The sequence below is a fragment of the Arhodomonas sp. KWT genome (genome assembly GCF_010993615.1).
In genome coordinates, this window is the sequence record NZ_WNXE01000031.1 from 8,434 (window position 1) to 26,444 (window position 18,011).

The 18,011-nt window shown below is 69.3% G+C and carries 13 protein-coding genes; 8 read left to right on the top strand and 5 right to left on the bottom strand.

Annotated elements, in window-relative coordinates:
- The coding region (locus G7A99_RS07765) for a SulP family inorganic anion transporter (protein WP_240466167.1) at positions 1-538 on the bottom strand (538 nt) is incomplete at its 3' end.
- A 112-nt stretch (positions 539-650) separates the two neighbouring features.
- Between G7A99_RS07765 and G7A99_RS07770 the strand changes: the two genes are divergently transcribed.
- The 3 genes from G7A99_RS07770 to G7A99_RS07780 are packed head-to-tail and all read left to right on the top strand — an operon-like array spanning position 651 to position 2,394.
- Positions 651-1,553, top strand: a complete 903-nt coding sequence (locus G7A99_RS07770; RefSeq protein ID WP_163139383.1) for an MBL fold metallo-hydrolase — start codon at positions 651-653, stop codon at positions 1,551-1,553.
- Positions 1,550-1,987 carry a YeeE/YedE family protein gene (locus G7A99_RS07775; protein WP_018718534.1) on the top strand — a complete coding sequence of 146 codons (438 nt, stop codon included), beginning with the start codon at positions 1,550-1,552 and terminating at the stop codon, positions 1,985-1,987. Before G7A99_RS07770 ends, G7A99_RS07775 begins: the two co-directional genes overlap by 4 nt.
- Positions 1,984-2,394, top strand: coding sequence for a DUF6691 family protein (locus G7A99_RS07780; RefSeq protein ID WP_018718533.1), 411 nt, complete (start codon positions 1,984-1,986; stop codon positions 2,392-2,394). Before G7A99_RS07775 ends, G7A99_RS07780 begins: the two co-directional genes overlap by 4 nt.
- A 15-nt stretch (positions 2,395-2,409) precedes the next feature.
- Here G7A99_RS07780 and arfB read toward each other — a convergent pair whose 3' ends face one another.
- Positions 2,410-2,853, bottom strand: coding sequence for an alternative ribosome rescue aminoacyl-tRNA hydrolase ArfB (gene arfB / locus G7A99_RS07785; RefSeq protein WP_163139384.1), 444 nt, complete (start codon positions 2,851-2,853; stop codon positions 2,410-2,412).
- Positions 2,854-3,058: 205 nt separating this feature from the next.
- Between arfB and ggt the strand changes: the two genes are divergently transcribed.
- Together ggt and G7A99_RS07795 are read left to right on the top strand one after the other, a co-directional pair.
- Complete coding sequence (gene ggt, locus G7A99_RS07790; protein WP_163139385.1) at positions 3,059-4,789, top strand: gamma-glutamyltransferase; 1,731 nt, start codon at positions 3,059-3,061, stop codon at positions 4,787-4,789.
- On the top strand, positions 4,786-5,469 hold the full coding sequence (locus G7A99_RS07795) for a glutathione S-transferase (protein ID WP_018718530.1): 684 nt from the start codon (positions 4,786-4,788) through the stop codon (positions 5,467-5,469). Before ggt ends, G7A99_RS07795 begins: the two co-directional genes overlap by 4 nt.
- Positions 5,470-5,596: 127 nt before the next feature.
- Here G7A99_RS07795 and metH read toward each other — a convergent pair whose 3' ends face one another.
- Positions 5,597-9,283, bottom strand: coding sequence for a methionine synthase (gene metH, locus G7A99_RS07800; protein ID WP_018718529.1), 3,687 nt, complete (start codon positions 9,281-9,283; stop codon positions 5,597-5,599).
- A gap of 412 nt (positions 9,284-9,695) precedes the next feature.
- On the opposite strand from metH, the gene G7A99_RS07805 reads away from it, so the two are divergent.
- Positions 9,696-10,973 carry a bifunctional O-acetylhomoserine aminocarboxypropyltransferase/cysteine synthase gene (locus G7A99_RS07805; RefSeq protein WP_163139386.1) on the top strand — a complete coding sequence of 426 codons (1,278 nt, stop codon included), beginning with the start codon at positions 9,696-9,698 and terminating at the stop codon, positions 10,971-10,973.
- A 35-nt stretch (positions 10,974-11,008) separates the two neighbouring features.
- Here G7A99_RS07805 and uvrA read toward each other — a convergent pair whose 3' ends face one another.
- On the bottom strand, positions 11,009-13,852 hold the full coding sequence (gene uvrA, locus G7A99_RS07810; RefSeq protein ID WP_163139387.1) for an excinuclease ABC subunit UvrA: 2,844 nt from the start codon (positions 13,850-13,852) through the stop codon (positions 11,009-11,011).
- Positions 13,853-13,950: 98 nt separating this feature from the next.
- Between uvrA and G7A99_RS07815 the strand changes: the two genes are divergently transcribed.
- Together G7A99_RS07815 and G7A99_RS07820 are read left to right on the top strand one after the other, a co-directional pair.
- A complete protein-coding gene (locus tag G7A99_RS07815; RefSeq protein ID WP_240466168.1) occupies positions 13,951-15,171 on the top strand; it encodes an MFS transporter in 1,221 nt (406 codons plus the stop codon).
- Positions 15,172-15,226: 55 nt separating this feature from the next.
- On the top strand, positions 15,227-16,951 hold the full coding sequence (locus G7A99_RS07820) for a bifunctional sulfate adenylyltransferase/adenylylsulfate kinase (protein WP_163139388.1): 1,725 nt from the start codon (positions 15,227-15,229) through the stop codon (positions 16,949-16,951).
- On the opposite strand, the gene G7A99_RS07825 is transcribed toward G7A99_RS07820, so the two are convergent.
- Complete coding sequence (locus G7A99_RS07825) at positions 16,938-17,909, bottom strand: sensor domain-containing diguanylate cyclase (protein ID WP_018718524.1); 972 nt, start codon at positions 17,907-17,909, stop codon at positions 16,938-16,940. The two genes, G7A99_RS07820 and G7A99_RS07825, sit on opposite strands and share 14 nt — an antisense overlap.
- Positions 17,910-18,011: the final 102 nt, after the last annotated feature.

The following is an 18,011-nucleotide window of genomic DNA, read 5'->3' on the forward strand; positions in this document are numbered from 1 at the left end:
TGGCGGTGGAGACGGCGCCGATGTGGGTGTACAGGCCGGTGATCATGGTGACCGCGTCCCCCCGGGGGGCATCGACGCCCAGCAGGTGGCCCACCTGGCTCAGCATGATCAGCGCCGCCGCCGCGCTGGTGAAACCGGACAGCACCGGGTGGCCGATCAGGTTGACCAGCCGGCCCAGGCGCAGGGCCCCACCGACGGCCAGTATTACGCCCACCTCCGCGGCCAGGATGGAGGCGCCGGTGATCCACTGCTGGGGATCGGCGCCGGCGAAGCGGGACAGGGCGTCGGCGACCATGAGTGCGGCGACGGCCACCGGGCCCACGGCAAGGGTGCGGCTGGTGCCGAACACCGCATAGACCGCCGGCGGTATGATACTGGCGTACAGCCCGGTCTCCGCCGGCAGTCCCGCGAGCAGCGCGTACGCCATGCCCTGGGGGACGAGCAGAATGGCGGTGATGATCCCCGCCGTCAGGTCGTCGGAGAAGGCCTGGCGGTCATAGCCGCGGAGGCTGGTCAGCAGGGGCGGTTGCAGCTTCATCGGCGCCGTTGCGTCTATGGTGATGATCGAGCGGTACCATTCGCAGTGTAATATATGTTTCAGTAATATGCTTATTACATTATTCGGGATATCAGTCGAAGGAGGTGCCGCGATGAGTGCACGTCCCGAAGTCAGGCAGTTCCTGCACGAACCCACGTCCACGTTCTCCTACGTGGTCTGGGACCCGCAGACCCGGCGTGCCGCGGTGATCGACTCGGTGCTCGACTACGCCGAGAACGCGGGGCGCACGGGCACCGACAGCGCCGACGGGATCATCGAGTTCGTGCGCCGCGAGGGCCTGGAGGTGGAATGGGTGCTGGAGACCCACGCCCATGCGGACCACCTGGCCGCCGGTGCGCACATCCGTGACCGCCTCGGTGGCACCACCGGCATCGGCGAGGGGATCCGCACGGTGCAGCGCCACTTCCGCGACGTCTACAACCTGGAGCGGGGCTTCCTGCCGGACGGCTCGCAGTTCGATCACCTGTTCGCGGACTACGAGACCTTCCACGTCGGCAACATCGAGGCCCGGGCCATTCCCACGCCGGGGCACACCTCGGACAGCCTCACGTACGTGATCGGTGACGCGGCCTTCTGCGGGGACACCCTGTTCATGCCGGACGGGGGAACCGCGCGCTGCGACTTCCCCGGCGGCAGCGCATCGGTGCTCTATCACTCGATCATGCGGCTCTACGAGCTGCCGGACGAGACCCGGCTGTTCGTGCTCCACGACTACCGTCCCAACGGCCGCGAGTATCGCAACGAGGCCACGATCGGCGAGCAGCGTGGCGGCAACATCCACGTGCGCGACGGCGTCACCGAGGCGGAATTCGTCGAACGCCGAGAGGGGCGTGACCGGACCCTGGACCTGCCGCGGCTGATCATCCCCGCGGTGCAGGTGAACATCCGTGCCGGGCGGCTGCCGCCGGCGGAGGACAACGGGGTCGCCTACGTGAAGATCCCCATTGACCGGCCCGGGGATTTCAGCCAGAGCTATTCGGGGGAATCCGCATGACGATCGTGCCCTTCGAGCCGGTTCCCGCCCTGGCAGGGGGGATCCTCATCGGGCTCGCCGCCACCATCCTGTTGTGGCTGAACGGGCGGATCGCGGGCATCAGCGGCATCGCGGCCGGGGCCATGGAGGAGCACGGTGGCGAGCGCCTGTGGCGGCTGCTCTTCCTCGCCGGCATGATCGCCGGTGCGGGGGCCGTCTACGTGCTCTGGCCGGCGGGGGCGGTGCTCCACAGCGGGCTGCCGCTGTGGGCGGTGCTGGCCGCCGGTGTCCTCGTCGGCTTCGGTACCCGCCTGGGCAGCGGCTGCACCAGCGGCCACGGTGTCTGCGGGCTCGGGCGGCTGTCGCCGCGCTCGCTGATCGCCGTGATCACGTTCATGGCGACCAGCATCGTCACCGTGTTCGTCGTCCGGCACGTACTGGGGGTGGCGTCATGATCCATCTCGTGAGCATTGTCGCCGGGCTGCTGTTCGGCGCCGGCCTGGCCCTTGCGCAGATGACGGACCCGGCGCGGGTGCTCGGTTTCCTTGATCTCACCGGCCGCTGGGACCCGACCCTGGTGTTCGTTCTTGCCGGGGCGGTGGCCACCACGCTGATCAGCTTCCGCTTCGTGCTGCGCCGTCCCCGGCCGGTGTTCGCACCGGCCTTCCAGCTGCCGACCCGCAGGGACATCGACGCGCGGCTGATCGGCGGTGCCGTGGTGTTCGGGGTCGGCTGGGGTGTGGCGGGCTTCTGCCCCGGGCCGGGGATCGCGGCACTGGCGCTGGGCAGTGTGGTGCCCCTGACCTTCGTCGTCGGGCTCGCCGGCGGCATGATCCTCTACCGGTTCACGGCCCGCCCCTGAAGCGGTCCGCTGCCGTCACTCCGTCGGTGGTGTACGGCGCATCGCCTTCTTGCGCCCGTGGCGGACCTTGCGGTCCGTGCGCCGGCGGCGTGCGTTGCGGCTCGGGCGGGTGGGTACCCGTGTCGCCGGCGTCTCGGTGAGCCCGCGCAGCAGGGCGCGCAGGCGCTCCAGGGCGTCCTGGCGGTTGAGGGCCTGGCTGCGGTGGCGGCGGGCGCGGATCACGACCACGCCGTCCGCGGTCACGCGGTGATCGCTGCACGCCAGCAGGCGCTCCTTGTAGAAGGCCGGCAGCGACGACGACTGGCTGTCGAAGCGCAGGTGCACGGCGGTGGCGACCTTGTTCACGTTCTGCCCGCCGGGGCCGGGGGCGCGCACCGCCGAGAGCTCGATCTCGTCCAGCCCGATCGCCACGTTGCGCGAGATGCGCAGTACCTTGTCATTGTCCGGGTCGATACTCATCGATCACAGCCTACTACGTTGACGTGCCCCGGCGCGCCCCGTCCCCGAGGCCGTGTGTCCGGCCGCTTCGGCGTTCCGGAACTCGCCGGCAGGGGTGCAGGTGTCCGGGGCGGTGACCATACTGGTGGCCGGACTAATGGTGTGCCGGCGCCCGGCGGTTGAGCCGGGTGCCGGGCAGGGCAGATACGGACAGCGGGAGAGCGGCATGATCGAGGGGATTCGACGGCGGGTGCTGGCGCTGGCAGCGGTGGCGCTGGTGTGGGGGCCGGCGGGCCACGCGGCGGAGGCTATCCTCGCGGGGGAGCGCTTCCGGCCGGTGACCGCGGACGGCGGCATGGTGGCGACGAGTCATTACATCGCCTCCCGGGTGGCGCGGGACGTGCTGCGTGACGGCGGTAACGCCGTGGACGCGGCGGTGACCGCGGGCTTCGCCCTGGCGGTGACCCAGCCGCGCTCGGGCAACATCGGCGGCGGCGGGTTCATGCTCGTCTCCGACGAGCGCAGCGGCGAGGTGGTCGCCATCGACTACCGCGAGACCGCCCCCGCGGCGGCCACCGAGACCATGTTCCAGAACGCCGAGGGCGAGGTCGTGCCGGAGCGCTCGCGTTTCAGTGCGAACGCCTCCGGTGTGCCCGGCACCGTCGCGGGCCTGGCGCTCGCCCTGCGCCGCTACGGCACGCGTTCGCTGGCCGAGGCCCTGGCACCGGCGATCCGCCTGGCGGAGGAGGGCTTCGAGGTCCCGCCGCGTTTCGCCGAGGGGCTGACCTCGGCGCGGGACCGGCTCGGGCGCTGGCCGTCCAGCCGGGCCAAGTTCTTCCATGACGACGGCACGCCCTACCGTGCCGGCCAGGTCTTCCGTCAGCCGGCGCTGGCGCGGACCCTGCGGCGGATCGCCGAGCAGGGGCCGAAGGGGTTCTACGAGGGCGTGACCGCCGAGCGCATCGTCTCGACCCTGCAGCGCCACGGCGGGATCATGACCCTGGACGACCTCGCCGGCTACCGGCCGGTGGTGCGCGAACCGGTCCATGGCCGCTACCGCGGCTACGACGTCTACTCCATGGGGCCGCCGTCCTCCGGCGGCACGCACATCGTGGAGATCCTCAACATCCTCGAGGGTTACGACATCGCCGCGGCCGGACACAACTCGGCACGCACCATCCACCTGATGGCCGAGGCAATGAAGCGTGCCTACGCCGACCGGGCGCGTTACCTCGGCGACAGCGACTTCGTCGACGTGCCGGTGGCGGGGCTCACCAGCAAGGCCTACGCCGGGGCGCTGCGCGGGGAGATCGACCCGGAACGGGCGACGCCGGCGGACGCGGTTGCCGCCGGCGATCCCTGGCCGTACGAGTCCAACGAGACCACGCACTTCTCCATCGCCGACGGCGACGGCCTGGTGGTGGCGAACACCTACACCCTGAACTTCAGCTACGGCTCGGGGCTGGTGGTCGACGGCGCGGGCTTTCTCATGAACAACGAGATGGACGACTTCTCCGCCAAGCCGGGCGTGCCCAACGCCTACGGGCTCATCGGCGGCGAGGCTAACCGGATCGAGCCTGGCAAGCGCATGCTCTCGTCCATGTCGCCGACCATCGTGAAGAAGGACGGCCGGAACCGCCTCGTCACCGGCAGCCCCGGCGGCTCGCGGATCATCACCACGACGCTGCAGGTGATCATGAACGTCATCGATCACGACATGAACATCCAGACCGCGGTCAACGCGCCGCGGGTGCACCACCAGTGGCGGCCCGACTATATCCGCATCGAGCAGGGCATCAGCCCGGACACCATCGCCGGACTGGAGGCCATGGGCCACCGCGTGAAGCAGGAGCGCTCGATGGGGGCGATCCAGTCCATCCTCATCGATGCGGACGGCTTCCACGGGGCCGCCGACCCGCGCCGTCAGACGAGCGCGGCCATGGGGGTGAGCCGATGACCGCGCTCACGGTCCATCACCTCGCCCACTCCCGCTCCCAGCGCGTGCTCTGGCTGCTCGAGGAGCTGGACGCGGACTACCGCATCCAGTGCTACGAGCGCGACCCGGCGACCGGCCGTGCGCCGGCCGCGCTGCGCGCGGTCCACCCGCTGGGCCGCTCGCCGGTGATCACCGACGGCGAGCGGGTGGTGGCGGAGTCCGGGGCGATCATCGAGTATCTCCTCGACGGTCATGACCCGGACCACCGCTTCCGCCCCGCCCCGGGTACGGAGGCCTTCCTCGATTACCGTTACTGGCTGCACTACGCCGAGGGCTCGGCGATGCCGCCGCTGCTGCTGAGCCTGGTCTTCGACCGGCTTGGCGGGCCGGCGGCACCTTGGCTGATGCGCCCGCTGCTGCGGCGGATCGCCGCCGGGGTGCAGTCGGCCTTCGTGGGGCCCGAGGTGCGCGCGCACCTGGACTACCTGGAGGACGTGCTGCAGCGCCGGACGTGGTTCGCCGGTGAGGCGTTCACCGCCGCCGACATCCAGATGAGCTTCCCGGTGGAGGCTGCGGTGGCGCGGGGTCTGGCGGGACCGGAGCGTCCCCGGCTGAACGCGTTCGTCGAGCGTATCCGCGGGCGGGCCGCCTATCAGCGCGCCCGGGAGCGTGGCGGGCCGTACGACCTCGCGGCGCTATAGCAGGGGTCAGAGCGAGTACTGGTACGCGGCGGGCATCGGGCCGCGTCCGCCGTGATCTGACATGACGGCCGGGTGGAAAGGGCGGTGGAGCCCGCCGGGCACGCCGGCGGACTCCCCGGGCCCCGGGTCAGCCCTCGTCCGGGTCGTAGCCGAGGTTCGGGCTGAGCCAGCGCTCCGCCGTGGACGGGTCCATGCCTTTGCGGTGGGCATAGTCCTTGACCTGGTCGCGGAAGATGTTGCCGAGACCGAAGTAGCGGCTGTCCGGGTGGGCGAAGTACCAGCCGGAGACCGCCGCCGTCGGCACCATCGCCTTGGACGAGGTCAGCTCGATACCGGCGTTCCCGCGCACGTCGAGCAGCTCCCAGAGCAGATCCTTCTCGGTGTGGTCCGGGCAGGCCGGGTAGCCCGGCGCCGGCCGGATGCCCTGGTAGTTCTCCGCGATGAGGCCGTCGTTGTCGAGCGCCTCGTCGGCGGCGTAGCCCCAGTACTCGCGGCGCACCTTCTGGTGGAGCATCTCGGCGAAGGCCTCGGCGAGCCGGTCGGCCAGGGCCTTGAGCAGGATGGCGTTGTAGTCGTCGTGATCGGCCTCGAAGCGTTTCACGTGCTCGTCGATGCCGATGCCGGCGGTCACCGCGAACGCCCCCATCCAGTCCTGGATGCCGGTGTCCTTGGGCGCGACGAAGTCGGCGAGGGACTGGTTCGGCCGGCCCTCGGGCTTCTCCGTCTGCTGGCGCAGGTGGTGGGTTACCAGGCGCACGTGCTCACGGGAGTCGTCGGCGTATATCTCGGTGTCGTCACCGACGGCGTTGGCCGGGAACAGCCCGAACACGGCCCGCGCGGTGAGCCACCGCTCCTCGACGATCTGCGCGAGCATGGCGCGGGCGTCGTCGTAGAGCTTGCGTGCCTGCTCGCCCTGCTTTTCGTCGTCGAGGATCTTCGGGAACTTGCCCGTCATCTGCCAGGCCTGGAAGAACGGAGTCCAGTCGATGAACTCGACGAGCTCCTCCAGCGGCTGGTCCTCGATGACGTGGACGCCGGGCTCGCGCGGAGTGACGGGCTCGTAGGACTGCCAGTCGACGGGCGTGCGGTTGGCCCGCGCGTCCTCGATGGTGAGCCATTTCTGCTTCACCTGGCGCCTGGCACGCTGCTCGCGCACCCGCTCGTACTCGGTCTTGATCTCGGCGACGTAGTCCTCGCGCTGGGTGTCGCTGAGCAGCTTCGAGCACACGCCGACGGCGCGGGAGGCATCCTTCACGTAGATGGTATCGCCGCTGTACTGCGGCTCGATCTTCACCGCTGTGTGCACCCGGGAGGTGGTGGCGCCGCCGATGAGCAGCGGGACGGTGAAGCCGCGGCGCTCCATCTCCTTGGCCATGTCCACCATCTCGTCCAGCGACGGGGTGATCAGCCCGGAGAGGCCGACGATGTCGGCGCCGTGCTCCTCGGCCGCGGCCAGCGTCTTCTCGTTGGGGATCATCACCCCGAGGTCGATGACTTCGTAGTTGTTGCACTGGAGCACGACCGCGACGATGTTCTTGCCGATGTCGTGGACGTCGCCCTTCACCGTGGCCAGCACGACCTTGCCGTTGGACTGATCGCCGTCGCTCTTCATCGCCTCGATGTAGGGGATGAGGTGGGCGACGGCCTTCTTCATCACGCGCGCGGACTTCACCACCTGGGGCAGGAACATCTTGCCCGCGCCGAAGAGGTCACCGACCACGTTCATGCCGTCCATCAGCGGGCCCTCGATGACCTTGATGGGGTGGTCGAACTGCTGGCGGCACTCCTCGGTATCGTCCACCACGTATTCGGTGATGCCCTTGACCAGGGCGTGCTCCAGGCGCTTCTCCACCGGCCACTCGCGCCACTCCAGGTTCTTCTCCTCGGCCTTCGCGCCCTGGCCCTTGAACTCCTCGGCGCGGTCGACCAGGCGCTCGGTGGCGTCCTCGCGGCGGTCGAAGAGCACGTCCTCGACCAGCTCCAGGAGCTCCTTGTCGATGTCGTCGTAGACGTCGAGCTGGCCGGCGTTGACGATGGCCATGTCCAGCCCCGCCTGGATGGCGTGGTAGAGGAACGCCGAGTGCATGGCGCGGCGCACCGGCTCGTTGCCCCGGAAGGAGAACGACAGGTTGGACAGCCCGCCGGAGACCTTCGCGTGGGGCAGGTGGGTCTTCACGTGCCGCGTCGCCTCGATGAAGTCGATGGCGTAGCGGGCGTGCTCCTCGATGCCGGTGCCCACCGGGAAGATGTTCAGGTCGAAGACGATGTCCTCGGGCGGAAAGCCGATCTCCTCGGTGAGGATCCGGTAGGCGCGCGCGGCGATCTCGGTGCGCCGCTCCAGGGTGTCGGCCTGGCCCTCCTCGTCGAAGGCCATGACGATGACCGCGGCACCGTAGCGGCGCACGAGCTGCGCCTTCTTGCGGAAGTCCTCCTCACCCTCCTTGAGGCTGATGGAGTTGACGATGCCCTTGCCCTGGATGGTCTGCAGGCCGGCCTCCATCGCCTCCCACTTGGAGGAGTCGACCATGATCGGCACCCGGGCGATGTCCGGCTCGGAGGCGACCAGCTTGAGGAAACGGTCCATGCACTCGACGGCGTCGAGCAGGCCCTCGTCCATGTTGATGTCGATCACCTGGGCGCCGTTGTCCACCTGCTGGCGGGCGACGTCCAGCGCCGTGTCGTAGTCCTCCTCCTTGATCAGGCGCTTGAACCGCGCCGAGCCGGTCACGTTGGTGCGCTCGCCGACGTTGACGAACATGTCGCCGTCGCCGACGTTCAGCGGCTCCAGGCCCGAGAGACGCAGTGCCGGGGACAGGCTCGGGATCTCGCGGGGCGCGACGCCGTCCACCGCGTCGCGGATCGCGGCGATATGCTCGGGGGTGGTGCCGCAGCAGCCACCGACGATGTTGAGGAAGCCGCTCTCGGCGAACTCCCGGATGAGCTTCGCCATGTATTCCGGCGACTGGTCGTACTCGCCCATCTCGTTGGGCAGGCCGGCGTTGGGGTGGGCGGACACGTAGGTGTTGCTCGCCACCCGGGAGAGATCCTGGATGTAGGGACGCAGGTCCTCGGCACCGAGCGCGCAGTTCAGGCCGATGGAGAACGGCTCGACGTGGCGCACGGAGTTCCAGAAGGCCTCGGTGGTCTGCCCGGAAAGGGTGCGCCCGGAGGCGTCGGTGATGGTGCCGGAGATCATCACCGGGACCTTGCGGCCGAGCTCCTCGAACAGCTGTTCGAGCGCGAACAGGCACGCCTTGGCGTTGAGGGTGTCGAAGATCGTCTCGACCAGGATCAGGTCGGCACCGCCCTCCACCAGCGAGTGCGCGGCCTCGAGATAGTTCTCGCGCAGCTCGTCGAAGGTGACGTTGCGGTAGCCGGGGTTGTTCACGTCCGGCGAGATCGAGGCGGTGCGGCTGGTGGGGCCGAGCACGCCGGTGACATAGCGCGGGCGCTCCGGGGTCTTCTCCGTCCACGCGTCGGCGCATTCGCGCGCCAGGCGGGCCGCCTCGCGGTTGAGCTCGGGGACCAGGTCCTCGGTGTCGTAGTCCGACTGTGACAGCCGCGTCGCGTTGAAGGTGTTGGTCTCGATGATGTCCGCGCCGGCGGCCAGGTTGGCCTCGTGGATCTCGCGGATGAGATCCGGCCGGGTGAGCGTGAGCAAGTCGTTGTTGCCCTTGAGCGAGCTGGGGTGCTCGGCGAAGCGCTCACCGCGGAAGTCCGCTTCCTCGAGGGGCTGCTTCTGGATCATGGTGCCCATGGCACAGTCCAGGAGCAGGATACGATCGGCGAGATCACGCTGTATGCGATCGGACATGTAGAAACCTGTCTGTTGCTGCGAATGCTTCTCTGCGGGCAGTGCACGGTCCGCGCCTTTCAGTGGCGTTGTGCGCCGCCGGTGGGGTCCGCCAGGTTGGTGCGTTGCGCTATCGCTCGCCCGGTGGCGATGTCCGTACGGCAGGCCGGGCGTCACGTCGATAGGCCGCGACTGGGGTACCTCCTGGAATCAATAGACCATCTTCTCATGCTTTGCGCTCGTTTCAAGTATCAGCGCATTTCCATCAATCTGTGTAATAGTGAGTATGAGTCCGGGGCCAAGAGCGAGGGCATGTCCGCGGTGAGTAGGACTGTGGCGCCGCGGTATATGCATATTCCCGTTCACGCGTGTCTACGGGTGACGGAGCGGTTACCATCGGCGGTCGTAGTCCGAACCGTGGAGGAGAGTGGCCGTGAAGCTCGAAACCCTTGCCGTGCATGCCGGTTATGACCCGGAGCCCACCACCAAGGCGGTGGCGGTGCCGATCTACCAGACGACGTCCTACGCCTTCGACGACACTCAGCACGGGGCCGATCTGTTCGACCTCAAGGTCGAGGGCAATATCTACACCCGCATCATGAACCCCACCAACGCCGTGCTCGAGCAGCGCGTCGCCGCGATGGAAGGTGGCATCGGTGCCCTGGCGGTGGCCTCGGGGATGGCGGCGATCACCTACGCCATCCAGTGCATCAGCCGCGCGGGGGACAACATCGTCGCCACCAGCCAGCTCTATGGTGGCACCTACAATCTCTTCGCCCACGGGCTGCCGAACCAGGGCATCGAGGTGCGCTTCGTCGATGCCGACGACCCCGAGCGGCTCGCGGAGCTCATCGATGATCGGACCAAGGCGGTGTTCTGCGAGACGGTGGGCAACCCCAACGGCAACATCGTGGACGTGGCGCGCTTCGCCGCCATCGCCCACGAGGCCGGCGTACCCCTGATGGTGGACAACACCGTGCCGACCCCCTGTCTCTGGCGGCCAATCGAGCATGGCGCCGACATCGTAATCCACTCGCTGACCAAGTACATGGGTGGCCATGGCACCACGGTGGGCGGGGTGATCGTGGACTCCGGAAACTTCCCCTGGGCCGAGCAGGCGGCGCGTTACCCCATGCTCAACGAGCCGGACCCCTCCTACCACGGTGTCGTCTACACCGAGGCCCTCGGGGCGGCCGCCTACATCGGCCGGTGCCGGGTGGCGCCGCTGCGCAACATGGGCGCGGCGCTGTCGCCGTTCAATGCCTTCCAGCTCCTGCAGGGCATCGAGACGGTGCCGCTGCGCATGGAGCGCCACTGCGAGAACGCGCTGGCGGTGGCCCGCCATCTCCGCGATCACTCCCAGGTCAAGTGGGTCAAGTTCGCGGGCCTGGAGGAGAGTCCCCACCACGATCTCGCGCGCAAATACATGGATGGCCGGGCCGCGAGCATCCTGAGCTTCGGGATCGAGGGCGGGGAGGCCGCCGGTGCGCGCTTCATCGACGCGCTCCAGCTCATCGTCCGGCTGGTGAACATCGGTGACGCCCGCAGCCTCGCCTGCCACCCGGCGACCACCACCCACCGCCAGCTCAACGATGAGGAGCTGGCCTCCGCGGGGGTGAGCCGGGACATGGTGCGGCTGTCGGTGGGCATCGAGCATGCCGAGGACATCATCGCCGACATCGACCAGGCCCTCGCCGCGGCGAACGGCTGAGCCATCCCCGGGCCCGCGGGCGCCGGCCCGCGGGCTCAGCCCCCGCTGCCGGTGCGCGCGGTGTCCCCCGGCAGCATCCCGCGCAGATAGCGCCCGGTGTGTGAGGCCTCGACGCCGGCCACCGTCTCCGGCGTGCCGGTGGCCACCACACGGCCGCCGCCTTCGCCTCCCTCCGGTCCGAGGTCCACGATCCAGTCCATGGTCTTGATGACGTCGAGGTTGTGCTCGATGACGATTACGGTGTTGCCGTGCTCGCGCAGCCGGGTGAGCACCTCGAGGAGCTGGGCGATGTCGTGAAAATGCAGCCCGGTGGTGGGCTCGTCGAGGATGTAGAGGGTGCGTCCGGTATCCCGCTTGGCGAGTTCGCGGGCGAGTTTCACGCGCTGGGCCTCGCCGCCGGAGAGGGTGGTGGCGCTCTGGCCCAGGCGCACGTAGCCGAGCCCCACCTCCATGAGTGTGCGCAGCTTGCGCGCGATCACCGGCACCGGCTCGAACAGCGACAGCGCCTCCTCGACGGTCAGCTCCAGGACCTCGTGGATGTTCAGCCCCTTGTAGCGCACCTCCAGGGTCTCGCGGTTGTAACGCTGGCCCTGGCAGATGTCGCAGGGCACGAACACGTCGGGCAGGAAGTGCATCTCCACGCGGATCACGCCGTCGCCCTGGCAGGCCTCGCAGCGCCCGCCCTTGACGTTGAAGCTGAACCGTCCCGGCCCGTAGCCGCGTGCCCGCGCCTCCGGCGTGCCGGCGAAGAGCTCGCGCACCGCGGTGAACAGCCCGGTGTAGGTCGCCGGGTTGGAGCGTGGCGTGCGCCCGATGGGGCTCTGGTCGATGTCGATGACCTTGTCCAGCGCGTCCAGCCCCTCCAGGCCGTCGCAGGGGGCGGCGTCCAGGCTGGCGCGGTTGAGGCGGTTCGCCGCGTGGGGATGCAGGGTCGCGTTGATCAGGGTCGACTTGCCCGACCCGGACACGCCGGTGATGCCGATCATCAGCCCGAGCGGCAGGTCCACGTCCACGGCGTGGAGGTTGTTGCCCCGGGCGCCTCGCAGCCGCAGCCAGGCATCGCCGGGGGCGACCCGCCGGGCCGGGACCTCGATGGCCCTGCGGCCGGCGAGGTAGTCGCCGGTGAGCGAGGCCGGCTCCGCCTCGATGGCGGCGGGTGGCCCCTCGGCGATGACGCGCCCGCCGTGGGTGCCGGCACCCGGGCCCATGTCCACCACGTGGTCCGCGGCGCGGATGGCGTCCTCGTCGTGCTCGACGACGATCACGGTGTTGCCCATGTCGCGCAGGCGTAGCAGGGTGTCGAGCAGGCGCTGGTTGTCGCGCTGGTGCAGGCCGATGGAGGGCTCGTCGAGCACGTACATCACCCCGACCAGGCCGGCGCCGATCTGACTGGCCAGGCGGATGCGCTGGGACTCGCCCCCGGACAGGCTGTCGGCACCGCGGTCGAGGCTGAGGTAGTCCAGGCCCACGTTGACCAGGAAGCTCAGCCGCTCGCGGATCTCGCGCAGGATGCTTTCGGCGATGTCGCCGCGGGCGCCCGCCAGGGCGAGGCCGGCGAACAGTTCCCGGGCCCGGCCGACGGACAGCGCGGAGACCGCGGGCAGGGTGTGTTCACCGACGTACACGTGGCGGGCCGCCTCGTTGAGCCGGGAACCGTCGCAGTCCGGGCAGCGCCGGGTGCTGATGTAGCGCCCGAGCTCCTCGCGCACGGCCGTGGAGTCGGTCTCGCGATAGCGGCGGTCGAGGTTGTTGAGCACGCCCTCGAACGGGTGCGCACGCACGTGCTCGCCGCTCGGCCCGCGGTAGCGGAAGGTGATCTCCTCGTCGCCGCTGCCGTTTAGGAGCACTTCGCGGACGTGGGCGTCCAGGTCCTGCCAGGGGGTCTCCACGTCGAAGCCGTAGTGTGCGGCCAGGGCGTCGAGGATGCGACTGTAGTGCGCGTTGCGACGGTCCCAGCCGCGGATGGCGCCACCGGCGAGGGACAGCTCGGGGTGGGCGACCACCCGTTCCGGGTCGAAGAACTGGTGCACGCCCAGGCCGTTGCAGGTGGGGCAGGCGCCGTGGGGGTTGTTGAACGAGAACAGCCGCGGCTCGAGCTCGGCGACGGCGTAGCCGCACATCGGGCACGTGTGGTGCGCGGTGTAGAGCGGCTCCGGGGTATCACCGTCGTCCATGTCGGCGACGCGCAGCAGCCCGTCGGACAGGCCCAGGCAGGTTTCCACCGAATCGGCGATGCGCCCGGCCTGGTCCGGGCGCACGCGCAGCCGGTCCACCACTGCCTCGATGGTGTGCGTCTGTTCCGGGGGCAGGGTGGGGACGTCGTCGAGCTCGTGGACGTGGCCGTCGATCCGTACCCGGATGAAGCCCTGGGCGCGGAGCTCGTCGATCAGCGTCTCGGTGCCGCCGGCCTGCGGGTGCAGGGGGGCGAGCAGCATGATCCGCGAGCCCTCATCCAGGGCCAGCACGCGATCCACCATCTCGCTGACGGTGAGCGCGCTCAGGGCGATGCCGTGCTCCGGGCAACGGGGCGTGCCCGCGCGGGCGAACAGCAGCCGCAGGTAGTCGTGGATCTCGGTTACCGTGCCGACGGTGGAGCGCGGGTTGTGGGAGGTCGCCTTCTGCTCGATGGAGATCGCCGGGGACAGCCCCTCGATATGGTCGACGTCCGGCTTCTCCATCATGGAGAGGAACTGCCGGGCATAGGTGGACAGCGACTCGACGTAGCGGCGCTGGCCCTCGGCGTAGATGGTGTCGAAGGCGAGGGAACTCTTGCCCGAGCCGGAGAGTCCGGTAATCACCACAAGCCGCTCCCGGGGGATGGCCAGCGTGATGTTCTGCAGGTTATGGGTGCGGGCACCCTGAATAAAGATATGATTCATCGAATTAGGACCGGCGTAGCCAACCTGATAGTATACCGGGTCTGTCAATTCGGCTGCGTCCTCGAATCCATTCATCAGCGATCAGGGCAGTCAGGATCTTGGGTAACAGCACACGCCACTCCAGCGGTCCCATGAACGGCGCCGAGCGCCGGGCGACAGCGGGACTCGCCACTATCTTCGGTATGCGCATGCTGGGGTTGTTCCTCATCATGCCGGTTTTCACGCTCTATGCGGACGCCCTCGGCGGGTCCACGCCCACGCTGATCGGTTTCGCCATCGGCGCTTACGGGCTCACGCAGGCGCTGCTGCAGATCCCCATGGGCGTGCTCTCCGACCGCCTCGGTCGCCGGCCGGTGATCATCGGGGGGCTGGTGGTGTTCGCCCTGGGCTCGGCGGTGGCGGCGATGTCGGGCACGATCTGGGGCGTGATTGCGGGGCGCGCGCTGCAGGGTGCCGGGGCCATCGCGGCCGCGGTGATGGCGCTGGCCGCGGACACCACCCGGGAGCAGCAGCGTACCAAGGCGATGGCGTTGATCGGGATCAGCGTCGGGCTGGCGTTCATGCTGGCGCTGGTCATCGCGCCGGAGGCGGCTGCGGCGATGGGCCTTTCGGGGATTTTCTGGCTCACGGGCGCGCTGGCGCTGGTGGCGCTGGCGCTGCTGGTCTGGCTGGTGCCGGTGCCGACGACCCGCAGTCATGACCGCGATATCCGTGCCGGGACCTTCGGCGAGGTGCTTCGCAACCCTGACCTGTTGCGCCTGGATGCGAGCGTGATGGTGCTGCACATGATCATGACCGCGCAGTTCGTGGTCCTGCCGGTGGTGATCGCCGATGTGGCGGGACTGGCGCCCGCGGACCACTGGAAGATGTACGTGCCGGTGATGGCGATCTCGGCGCTGCTGATGTTCCCGGCCATCGGTGTGGGCGAGGCCAAGCGGATCATGCACCGGCTGATCGCCGCCGCCGTGGTGGTGCTCATCGTCGGCGAGGTGGCGCTGGCGGACGCGGCCGCCGTCGGTCCCTGGGCCCTGGCGGGGGCGCTGGTGGTGTATTTCACGGCCTTCAACGTGCTCGAGGCCAGCCTGCCCTCGCTGGTCACGCGCTTTGCCCCTCAGGCGGCGCGGGGCGCGGCGCTCGGGGTGTTCTCGACGTCCCAGTTCACCGGCGCGTTCATCGGCGGTGTGCTCGGCGGTGCGGCCTACGGGCGCTTCGGTCCCACCGGCGTGTTCATTGGCGGGGCGGTGCTGGCCGCGGTCTGGCTGGTGTTGATCAGCGGGCTGTCGGCGCCGGTCACCGCGGGGGCCTCCCAGGGGGCGTAGCCGCGGCCGGCGCCCGGCGATCGAATTCTCTACGGTTCAGCAGGAAAGGAGTGACATGACCAAGCTCATCGAGCCCCACGGCGGGGAGCTCAAGGAACTCTACCTTGACGAGGCGGCGGCTGCGGCCGAGAAGGAGCGGGCCCGCGACTATCCGAGCTGGGACCTCACACAGCGCCAGCTCTGCGACCTCGAGCTGCTGCTCAACGGCGGCTTCTCGCCGCTGGAGGGGTTCCTCTCGCCCGCCGACTACGATCGGGTGGTCGATGAGATGCGCCTCGCCGACGGCACGCTGTGGCCGATCCCGGTGACCCTCGATGTCTCCGAGGCGTTCGCCGAGGGGGTCGGGGAAGGGCAGCGCATTGCGCTGCGCGACCCGGAGGGCGTCCTGCTGGCGGTTATGGATGTCGAGGCGCTGTGGCGGCCGGACCGCGAGCGCGAGGCGCAGGGCGTGTTCGCCACGACGGACACCGCCCATGCCGGTGTGGACTACCTCCTCAACCGCAGCAATCCGGTCTACCTCGGTGGTCGCGTCTACGGCGTGAGCGAGCCCGTGCACTATGACTTCAACCACCTCCGCGCGACGCCGCGCCAGCTGCGCGAGCGCTTTGCGCGCAGCGGCTGGCGGCGGGTGGTGGCGTTCCAGACCCGTAACCCGATGCACCGGGCCCACGTGGAGCTGACTTTCCGCGCGGCCAAGCAGGCCGAGGCCAACCTGCTCATCCAGCCGGTGGTGGGCATGACCAAGCCGGGAGACGTGGATCATTACTCCCGCGTGCGCTGCTACGAGCACGTGCTCAAGAAGTACCCGGAGCAGACCACCGCGCTGTCGCTGCTGCCGCTGGCCATGCGCATGGGTGGGCCCCGCGAGGCGGTCTGGCACGCGATCATCCGGCGCAATTACGGCTGCACCCACTTCATCGTCGGGCGCGACCATGCGGGTCCGGGCAAGGGCAGTGACGGCCAGCCATTCTACGGCGAATACGACGCCCAGGAGCTGGTTACGCGCCACGGCGAGGAGCTCGGCATCACCATGGTGCCGTTCCAGATGATGGTCTACGTCAAGGAGCGCGCGGAGTACGCGCCCATCGACGAGGTCGACGAGTCCCGCGAGACGATGCTCCAGATATCGGGCACGGAGTTCCGCCGGCGCATGCGCGAGGGGCTGGATATCCCGGACTGGTTCGGCTATCCGGAGGTGGTCGAGGAGCTGCGCCGGACGTTCCCGCCCAAGCACCTGCAGGGCGTGACCCTCTTCTTCACGGGGCTCTCCGGTTCGGGCAAGTCCACCGTCGCCAACGCGGTGATGGCCAAGCTCATGGAGCTGGGCGGTCGCCGGGTGACCCTGCTCGACGGCGACCTGGTGCGCAAGAACCTCTCCAGCGAGCTCGGTTTCTCCAAGGAGCACCGCGACCTCAACATCCAGCGTATCGGCTTCGTCGCCAGCGAGATCGCCAAGAATGGCGGCATCGCCATCTGTGCGCCGATCGCGCCGTACGCGGCGACCCGGCGCCAGGTCCGCGGGATGGTGGAGGAGGCCAACGGCGGCTTCGTCGAGGTGCACGTGGCGACCCCGCTGGAGGTCTGCGAGGCGCGGGACCGAAAGGGACTCTATGCCAAGGCGCGTGCCGGTATCATCAAGAACTTCACCGGTATCGACGACCCCTATGAGGCCCCGGAGTCCCCGGAACTGGTGCTGGACACCACGGACTCGACGCCGGACGAGGCGGCCCAGGAGGTCATCCTCAAGCTCGAGCAGCTCGGCTACATCAGCCTGCGCTAGCCGGGCGCGGTCGGATATCCCCGGGGGGCGCCGCCCCCCGGTGGCAGTCGCGTCCCGCGGCCTTCGCCTGGTAGAGCGCGGAGTCGGCGCGCATGATCACGCTCTCCAGCTCCACGTCTTCCACGCCGGCCGTGGCCACGCCCACGCTGATCGTCACCGGGATGTCCATGCCCTCGAAGGGCAGTGCCTCTCCGCGAATGCGCTGGGTCAGCCGTGCCGCGATCTCCTCGGCGGCGCCGCTGCCGGCATCCGGCAGGCCAATCAGGAACTCATCCCCACCCACCCGTGCGATCAGGTCGCCGGGCCGGATAACCCCCTCGATCTGCCGCGCGACCCAGCTGAGCACCCGGTCGCCGGCGGTATGGCCGAAGCCGTCGTTGATCTGCTTGAACTGGTCCACGTCGAGCAGCAGCACCGACAGCCGGCTGTGTCCCTGCCGGGCCCGCTGGTGGAGTCGCCCGAGCTGCAGCAGTGCCGTGCGCCGGTTGCACAGGCCGGTGAGATCATCGGTGGTGGCGAGCCGCCGGAGCTCTTCTTCCAGGGCCTTGCGCTCGGTGACGTTGAAGGCCACCCACAGGACCACGGGTTCGTCCGCCTCGTAACCGGGCAGCGGCAGCACCCGGCCGTCGAACCACTGCGGCGTGCCGGCCCGAGGCGAGCGCCGGCGCTCGTTGTCGAGACTGCGTACCTGACGGGCGCTCAGCGTGTACTCCACGCGCTGCAGCTCGCCGCTGCCGAGCGCACGGTGTACCACGTCGAGGAAGTGGTCGGCCGTCTCGGCCGGCAGTACCTCATGGAGGGTGTGACCGGTGAGGCCGCGGCCGTCCTCATAGAGGCGTTCGTCGACCCCGCCGATCACCTCCAGATAGCGGCCGCGGCGGTCGATGACGAAGGAGATGTCGGGAAACGCGCCGAGCACCGCCTCCAGCTGGCGGTTCCGCCGCGAGGTCGCGTCCATCTGTGCCCCTTCTTCCCTGTCGCAGCTTTGCCATGCACCCGAATGCACCGGAGCGTCCCCCGTTTCTGGTCTACATCGCCAGTGTAGCCTCCCGGCGACGTT